At 39.2% G+C, this 7,504-nt stretch carries 8 protein-coding genes; 5 read left to right on the top strand and 3 right to left on the bottom strand.

All coding sequences use genetic code 11. From position 1 onward, the window contains the following. The first annotated feature begins 119 nt into the window (after positions 1 to 119). Complete coding sequence (locus tag HNR50_RS18950) at positions 120 to 671, top strand: hypothetical protein (protein ID WP_184748376.1); 552 nt, start codon at positions 120 to 122, stop codon at positions 669 to 671. Positions 672 to 956: 285 nt separating this feature from the next. On the opposite strand, the gene HNR50_RS18945 is transcribed toward HNR50_RS18950, so the two are convergent. The 3 genes from HNR50_RS18945 to HNR50_RS18935 all read right to left on the bottom strand — a co-directional run bounded on the left by HNR50_RS18945 (position 957) and on the right by HNR50_RS18935 (position 3,233). Then, a complete protein-coding gene (locus HNR50_RS18945) occupies positions 957 to 1,529 on the bottom strand; it encodes an integrase core domain-containing protein (RefSeq protein WP_184748375.1) in 573 nt (190 codons plus the stop codon). A 185-nt stretch (positions 1,530 to 1,714) separates the two neighbouring features. Then, positions 1,715 to 1,987, bottom strand: coding sequence for a transposase (locus HNR50_RS18940; RefSeq protein WP_184748374.1), 273 nt, complete (start codon positions 1,985 to 1,987; stop codon positions 1,715 to 1,717). Positions 1,988 to 2,117: 130 nt separating this feature from the next. Continuing rightward, positions 2,118 to 3,233, bottom strand: coding sequence for a Fic family protein (locus HNR50_RS18935; protein WP_184748373.1), 1,116 nt, complete (start codon positions 3,231 to 3,233; stop codon positions 2,118 to 2,120). Positions 3,234 to 3,696: 463 nt separating this feature from the next. Between HNR50_RS18935 and HNR50_RS18930 the strand changes: the two genes are divergently transcribed. The 4 genes from HNR50_RS18930 (at position 3,697) to HNR50_RS18915 (ending at position 7,497) form a co-directional block, all read left to right on the top strand. Beyond that, positions 3,697 to 5,883, top strand: a complete 2,187-nt coding sequence (locus tag HNR50_RS18930) for an Ig-like domain-containing protein (protein ID WP_184748372.1) — start codon at positions 3,697 to 3,699, stop codon at positions 5,881 to 5,883. A gap of 111 nt (positions 5,884 to 5,994) precedes the next feature. Beyond that, the gene (locus HNR50_RS18925) at positions 5,995 to 6,408 is read left to right on the top strand and encodes a nucleotidyltransferase substrate binding protein (RefSeq protein ID WP_184748371.1); all 414 of its coding nucleotides are present in this window, start codon (positions 5,995 to 5,997) and stop codon (positions 6,406 to 6,408) included. Positions 6,409 to 6,411: 3 nt separating this feature from the next. After that, positions 6,412 to 6,717 carry a nucleotidyltransferase domain-containing protein gene (locus tag HNR50_RS18920; protein WP_184748370.1) on the top strand — a complete coding sequence of 102 codons (306 nt, stop codon included), beginning with the start codon at positions 6,412 to 6,414 and terminating at the stop codon, positions 6,715 to 6,717. 216 nt (positions 6,718 to 6,933) lie between these two features. Next, positions 6,934 to 7,497, top strand: coding sequence for a hypothetical protein (locus HNR50_RS18915; RefSeq protein ID WP_221439934.1), 564 nt, complete (start codon positions 6,934 to 6,936; stop codon positions 7,495 to 7,497). Positions 7,498 to 7,504: the final 7 nt, after the last annotated feature.

The following is a 7,504-nucleotide window of genomic DNA, read 5'->3' as shown; positions in this document are numbered from 1 at the left end:
GTGGCAACTTTAAACCGGAATGGGTGGCAACTTTCGTCCGGAATGCCCGGCAACTTTGAACCGGAACAGGTGGCAACTTTCAGCCGGATTCTCTACATGAGCAGACGCTGAACGCTTGTATGGAGTATTACTTTGCAGAGGAAGAGGACTATAGAAACTATGTAATTCCCACCAAATGGGATGACATTAAAGTCGGGGACTACATTGGAGTAGACTTCCGCATACCGATTGAGGTTTTTAGAGCAAATAAGCTTAAGCCTCCTGCTGATTGTGTACTGGTTGCACAGGTGCAAGAACGGACTGAGCGAACAGACGAGTCTGGTAGTCGAGAGGATCTTCTAAAAGTTGTACCTCTGGAAAATATCATGTTCAGAGGACTGCTCCCAGAGAAAAAAGAAATGATGATTACCCGATCATACAGTGCTTCTATTCACGACTTCTGGTATCAAGGGATTCAATTAGTACATAAGGTTCAATCTGTGGATGATCTCAGAAATGCCATGATGCGATCATTTCCGCTTCATTGGCGTAAGCCTGAATGCTTTGAAGAACGCTTATTTGATGCTCTCTCAAGAGCTGATAAAGAACTCGGTGATTCGCATTTCACACTGCGTACCAAGTTCGGTAAAAAAGCACTTTCGGAATTAGGAGTACAAATGCAAGAACAGTGAAGGCTCATCGCTTGAAATCTGTATAGACAATCACTTACTCAATTGGACGGAGGGAGTCGAGATTCAAACCAGGTCTATAGAACGAAATGATGTTTGCCTAAGTTGACCTCACCCCAAAGTTCGACCACAAGTTGAAAACAGAGGATTTGGAATCAGTCTGAACGGATCCATATATGAAGCCTATGTTTTTTCTATTCTGATCTTATACCAAAGTGATTATAGTAATCTTTGACAAGTATTAGTATGTCATCTCCCTTACTTCCGGGTGTGCCATTGACCTCACCCCTACATTCGACCACTCGTAGGATTACTTTTCCGCTTTTTCAGCATACCTTCATATTCTAAAGGTGTCATTCCTTTTAACCTCTTCTGAGGTCTTTCAACATTGTATTCTTCCCACCAGTCAATGATTTTTTCTTTGGCATCTTTCAATGATAAAAAATAATGAGAGTTCAGACACTCATTTCGATACGTTCCATTGAAACTTTCAATATGACAGTTGTCCGTTGGTTTTCCCGGCCTTGAGAAAACGAGCTTAATTCCATTTTCATAACACCATTGATCTAGCTCTTTACTTCTGAATTCCGGTCCGTTATCACATTGAATATATTCAGGTTTTCCATGCTCCTCTTTTGCTATCTCCAACCGATTTGCGACCTCTTTCCCATTGATAGAGAATGCAGGATGAATCAATGGAGATCTATTACTCACTGGATCAATAACAGTCAAGATCTTCAGCTTCCTCCTATGAGCAACAGAATCACTGACAAAATCCATTGCCCAGACTACACCTGGGTTTTCTGGAAGCTCAACAGGCTGCCTTTCAACAGCGGCAATCTTCTTCTGACGGAGTTTCATATGTACCATCTCGCATCCATATTTCTGGCTTTTCTCCAGAATCTTAAAGATCTCTTTGATATTTTTCTCATCATCATTTGGTTTGGGAGTATATAAGTATGTAGATCTGGCAATTTGAGCCAGAGTACAACTGCGCCTGGTTGAAAACCCGAAATACTTTTTCAGATGGTCAACGACCTCTCGTTTTATTCCGGGTCGCAGAACTTTTTTATGATTTCCTTCTGAGCCATATTATCAAGAGATAGGTTAGCCACCAGCTTCTTTAAACGCTCATTCTCTTCTTCAAACTGTCGCAGCTTAACAATCTCCTGCTTTGTCATATCACCATATTTCTTCTTCCAGTTGAAGAATGTATTGGTACTGATTTCGTACTCTCTGGCAATCTCTTTTACCTGTTTGCCTAGTTTCTGCTCGCCTAGGATTTTGACGATCTGTTCTTCTGTAAATCTCTTTTTCATTTCAGTCTCCATTGTATTTTGAAGCTGAAAAGTAATCTACCTTATGGTACAGTTTTAAGGGAGGGGATCAATATGTATACAAAATCCAGAGTTTTCCCCCCGAAAATCAATAGTCTCCATGAGTAGAATATCAATCTTTAGCCATATCTAAATTCAATCTGTAACTGGCAGAACGGCCTCCACCTCCATTCTTGAGTAAAATCCCTTTATCGAGGAGATCCTTGATATCTCTTTTAGCCGTCTCCGGACTAATCTTTGTCATTGATACATATTTTTTGTTGGTCAGTCCGCCTTTAAATTCTTCAGGATATGGTGCCAGTAATTTATCAATCACCTTTTTCTGTCTTTCGGTTATTATGAGATCATTCAATATTCTATAGAAGGTGTTCTTAAAGATAGAGCTTTCGATTGTCATGAGAGATGCGTCAATGCTGCGGCTGAACATCTGTAGAAACCAGTTCAACCAGTCTGTTATATCTCCGTTTCCTTTTTGTGAATTTTCAAGGATATCGTAATAGGCAGTTTTCTCTTTAATAATTTGTGATGATAGGCTGTATAATCGTTTTCCTGTTTTCTCATCCTGAGCCAAAGCTCTATCTGTTAATGCTCTTGCTATTCTCCCATTTCCATCTTCGAAGGGATGAATTGTTACAAACCGGAAATGAGCGATAGCAGCACGAATCATCCCATCAAGTTGAAGATTCTGATTATTCCACCATTCGATAAATCTGCTCATTTCCAGCTGTAATGATGTTGTAGGTGGCGCCAAATAATGAATCTTTTCTTTACCCATGGAACCGGAAATTACTTGCATCGGGGTTGGTTTTTCCCTCCATAGCCCAACCTGTATTTTTTGAAGACCTGAATATCCTGTTGGAAAGAGAGCGGCTTGCCATCCCCATAAAGTTTCAAAAGAGAGAGGGGTCGCATAATTTGCAGTAGCATCAATCAAGACCTGAACCAGTCCATCTGTTTCCCTTCTTGTCTCCGGTAATCCTGCAGTCGGTAGCCCCAATCGTCTGGCTACTGATGATCTGACGGATTCGCGATCCAGTTTTTCGCCCTCAATTTCAGAAGTCGTCATGGCTTCTTCGGCTAAGAGACTACTGAGTTCTCTTAACTCTAGAGTGTCTCCTTTACCGAGGATTATGCCTTGTTTTTTTCTGGCTGTTGCCAATGAATCAATTATGTTTTCTGAGCTCCAGAGAAAGTTTGTCCAGTTTTCTTTTTCCCAGATATAATTCATCTTATGTCCTTGCATGACCTGAATAATTTAATAAAAGGGTCATGTTGTGACCTGATTGTAGCACTTATTCAGGTCATTTCAAAGATTATTCCTGGATTGGATAAAATGAATTTGTGAACTACTAATGAAATACCAACTGTGATTATATTGTTATGGAGCTAAAGAAATGGGGCGATTCTGATTCAGTCAGATTTTTCACATTTGAAATTTTATTCCAATTCTTTCTCAGGAATAATCTCGTACATTTTATATAAATACGATACCAACATTAGTACAGTCCCTATATGAGCATGATGAAGCTGGTCAAATCTTTTATGAGAGATTATTTTGAGAATGAGAATATGTTTGGGAATAAGCAGAAAAGATCATTATTCTTTTTGCGCTTTGTCATTTTTCATGATAACGTTATTCAAAATTAAAAGATTACATAAAGTATAAAAAATAAACATTTGCCGGAGTTAAAGTGAAAAAATATCTACTCTTCTCACTATTGATGCTTTTATTCTTTTCGTGTACTAACCCTGTACAGCAAACTACCGAAGATTCGTGTAAATTAACTATTGAAAATAATTCAAGTGATAATAATATTACTGTTCACCTTGGATATTTCGGTACACCCACTACAAGAAGCTCTGATGTGTCGACCACTCCTGTCGGGATAGGAGAAACAATTGACTTTTACGAAGCACCCTTAAATAGAATAGTAAACCTTTGGTACACTCATACATCGGGAAACACAAACTGGACAACTGAGTTGGTCAGTTCTGTCACAGGTGATACTTTTGAGTTCGTTTTTGAAAAAGATAAAAACTACTCGCTAGTTCTGAACGATTCTACTTTTGAATTTTACTCTGATGGAGTTGATATTAACGATTCCAACCCGCAAACCGTTTTATCAGAACCTATCTTTTCAAGGGATACGGGGCAATACACAGATAGTTTTTACTTGAGTCTCAGTACCGATTCCGGAAATATTATATATTACACAAAAGACGGAACTGATCCCCGCTCAAGTGCGACGAGAAGCCGCTATTACAGTTCAATCCTTATTTCGGATACAACAACAATTAAAGCAGTCTCCTATGATTATCAGAACTACAGCTCGATCGCTGAAAAGTCATATCAGTTCATCGGACTTTTCTCTGTATATACAAACAGCTCGATATTTCCCACCAATACTACACCGCTGGCCGTTGAGTTTGATTTCGGCAGAGAAGTCACAGAACTGATATTGGATCAGATTGCCGTTACAAACGGTACGCCTTCCAACCTTTCGACTTTGGATAATATAATCTATACCCTTGACGTAACACCGGTTTCTGATGGAGATGTCACAGTTCAAATAGAAGAGGGGGCGGTTACGGACACAAATGGAAATAGTAACGCATCAACAACGGCTACTTTTATTTTTGACGGGACTCCTCCTTCGGTAACGATAAATCCTACAAGTGAGCTTGATACATATTACGATACAGTAGAATATGAAATAATCTTTTCGGAAGACATCTCTTCCAGCTTATATTCTTCTGACTTAATTTGTACTAATGGAACAGTCTCTTCCGTAATGCTGGATTCGTCATCTATTGAAACGAGATACACGTTCAAAGTGTATCCTGAAAATAAAGGAGATATAAGCGTTTCGCTTCCTGCAGATACTGTTACAGATTCAGCCGGGAATGAAAATATTTCGGCTACTGCCTCTGCTCTCGTCAATTATATACCTATAGGAGAGGTTCGTGAGATCGCAGTAAGCGGTGATTCAAGCTGGATGTATGCAATCGATTACGATTACATGAACCTCATCAAACTCGACACAGCAAACCAGAAAATTGATTCCCTTATTCTATTGCCGCATCCCAATCCTGTATCTATAAAATACTCCCAGTCTGATGATATTCTTTATATAGCATATAGATACAGAGATATTATCAGCCGATATGATTTAGCAAGTAACTCCTTTCTTTCAGAACTGGATTATGATACTTCAAGCACTACAGGAGAAACATGGAGTATAGATATCGCGCCCGTTTCAAGAAAGCTTTATGCTCTATCTCCGGCCGGAACCTTTGATGATTATTTGAGAATCATAGACCTGGATTCGGGCTCATTAATCGCTTCTGGCACTGTTGACGGATCTCTTATCGGAGTTACCGATTCCACAGGTGAAATTCTTATCGGAAATGAAGGAACGTCACCCTCGACACTGCATCAGTATCGCGAAGGAAGCGGAAAGACCATTATAGAGTATCAGAATGTCCGACTGGGCGGAAACGGCCAGCATATTGCCGTCAGCCCCGATGACAATCATGTCATTTTTACAAATGGCGGAGGTAATGGAACCGGATATACGATCTTCGATATACTGCCAGCTGATATTAGTCAGAAATATGGAGAGTGGGTTAATGACAACTACCCTGAATACGGTACTTTCAGCCACGATTCTCAGTATTTTTATTCGAATAATTACAACGATGGAATATTAATTTTTGACATGAATTATACCCGATTGAAAACTATAGACATTCCCAATCGTCAGGATTACGTTATTTTTACTCCTAACAGCGATGGAACCGTTCTGGCAGCATTTTCATATGATACTTATTATGATCGTGAGTACAGGTTCTACTTCTATACCGAAATCAGACCGTAAAATGATTAAGACCTGTGGACAGGATTTCCACAGGTCTTAATGACATGAATTTGAGTCAGGACAAACTCTTTTTTATGATGTAGTATATCGATATATTAAGGGGACGACTCAATGGAAGACATCCGGTGGATTCAAAGGCTCAGTAATTTCAGTAAAGCTCTGTCGAATTTAAAAGAAGCGGTTGATACGGCCAAATCCAGAGAACTGAACAAGCTGGAGAAACAAGGCTTAATTCAGAGTTTTGAGTATACATATGAGCTGGCCTGGAATACGGTAAAAGATTTTTACACAGAACAGGGTGAAACAGGAATCCAGGGAAGCCGAGATGCCTTCAGGATGGCGTTTAACAGAAACCTCGTTTCTGATGGGGAGACCCTTATGGAAACTATTAAAAGCCGTCAGAAAACCAGTCATTCCTATAATGAAGAAACAGCAGAGGAAATACTCCAGGCAGTCATTAATCATTACTATAAAGCGTTTGAGGATTTAGCCCGGCAGTTGGCTATAGAGAAGGATAAAGTCTGATCCATGTACGGTTTAAGTGAAGAGACGGTCAAACAACTGACATCCATATTTCAAAACCGGAAAGAAATAGAGAAAGTGATTCTTTATGGCTCCAGAGCCAAAGGAAATTACAGAGAAGGATCAGATATTGATTTGACAGCCTTTGGCAGGAACCTTACCTTAAAGACGATCTATAATATTGAAGAGGAAATTGAAGAGTTGCTTCTGCCTTACCATATTGATCTTTCCATATACGATCAAATTGATAATAAGGATCTGATTGAACATATTAAAAGAGTCGGTAAGGTCTTCTTCAAGAGAAGCTTGTGAGATTTACTTGTATACAAATTGTAGACAGCTCTAGTTGATCATTGTCATATTTCTGCTGAGAAATCAGCGATAAAACATCGATTAAACTCGGTAAAATGACAATAAACCAAAACTTAGAAAATTAATTGTCCTCTTCCAGGCATCAAATCAAAGCATTTTCAACGGAAGGTGTTTTTTTTATTTCTGATCAGTGTCCGCTTGAAATACCTTTTAGATATGATTGCTTTTTTAGAGCAAAATAGATCTTTTGTAAAAGGCGAACTCTTACATTATTCTTTATTCATGATTGTAATTGTTAACGATTTAATGCAGAAGAATTATCAGTATCTCCTGACCGAGCCGGAAGGGGAGAATTATCATAGAGATTTCAAACCGGATTTAACACCCAAAGAAATGCTCCAAATGGGGGTTTTCGGAGGAAAGTACATGACAGACTGCCGGCAAGAGTTTCCCGATGATTGGTTCAGAAATGCAAAATTATGTCATGACTTTCATAATCCCGATTTAAATTACTTTAAAATAAATGCATCGAAAAGTTTAAATTACTGGATAGAAAGAGGTTGGATATATCCGGAGGACCCCCGCGGTTGGTTTCAATGGTATTGTCGTTATTATATGGGCCGGCGATCTCCTTACGATGAAAAGCAAATCAAAAGATGGAAGCAGATGGTTCGGCATATTGCTCAAATAAGAAAAAACTGCGCCCAGGGCGATCTGGATTGCCGAAGAAAACAAAGGCAGGCATTACTTCACTGGGCTTATGATAGCCGTAAATTTTGATATCTAG

It is taken from the genome of Spirochaeta isovalerica (genome assembly GCF_014207565.1).
Taxonomy (GTDB): domain Bacteria; phylum Spirochaetota; class Spirochaetia; order DSM-2461; family DSM-2461; genus Spirochaeta_F; species Spirochaeta_F isovalerica.
This window is presented reverse-complemented; position numbering and strand designations above follow the sequence as displayed.

Bases quoted from the DNA above. Each gene is read 5' to 3' on its own strand.
- HNR50_RS18940 (WP_184748374.1), bottom strand. From the start codon at position 1,987: ATGAAAAAGAGATTTACAGAAGAACAGATCGTCAAAATCCTAGGCGAG.
- HNR50_RS18925 (WP_184748371.1), top strand. From the start codon at position 5,995: ATGGAAGACATCCGGTGGATTCAAAGGCTCAGTAATTTCAGTAAAGCT.
- HNR50_RS18935 (WP_184748373.1), bottom strand. From the start codon at position 3,233: ATGAATTATATCTGGGAAAAAGAAAACTGGACAAACTTTCTCTGGAGC.
- HNR50_RS18945 (WP_184748375.1), bottom strand. From the start codon at position 1,529: ATGAAACTCCGTCAGAAGAAGATTGCCGCTGTTGAAAGGCAGCCTGTT.
- HNR50_RS18920 (WP_184748370.1), top strand. From the start codon at position 6,412: ATGTACGGTTTAAGTGAAGAGACGGTCAAACAACTGACATCCATATTT.
- HNR50_RS18915 (WP_221439934.1), top strand. From the start codon at position 6,934: ATGATTGCTTTTTTAGAGCAAAATAGATCTTTTGTAAAAGGCGAACTC.
- HNR50_RS18950 (WP_184748376.1), top strand. From the start codon at position 120: ATGGAGTATTACTTTGCAGAGGAAGAGGACTATAGAAACTATGTAATT.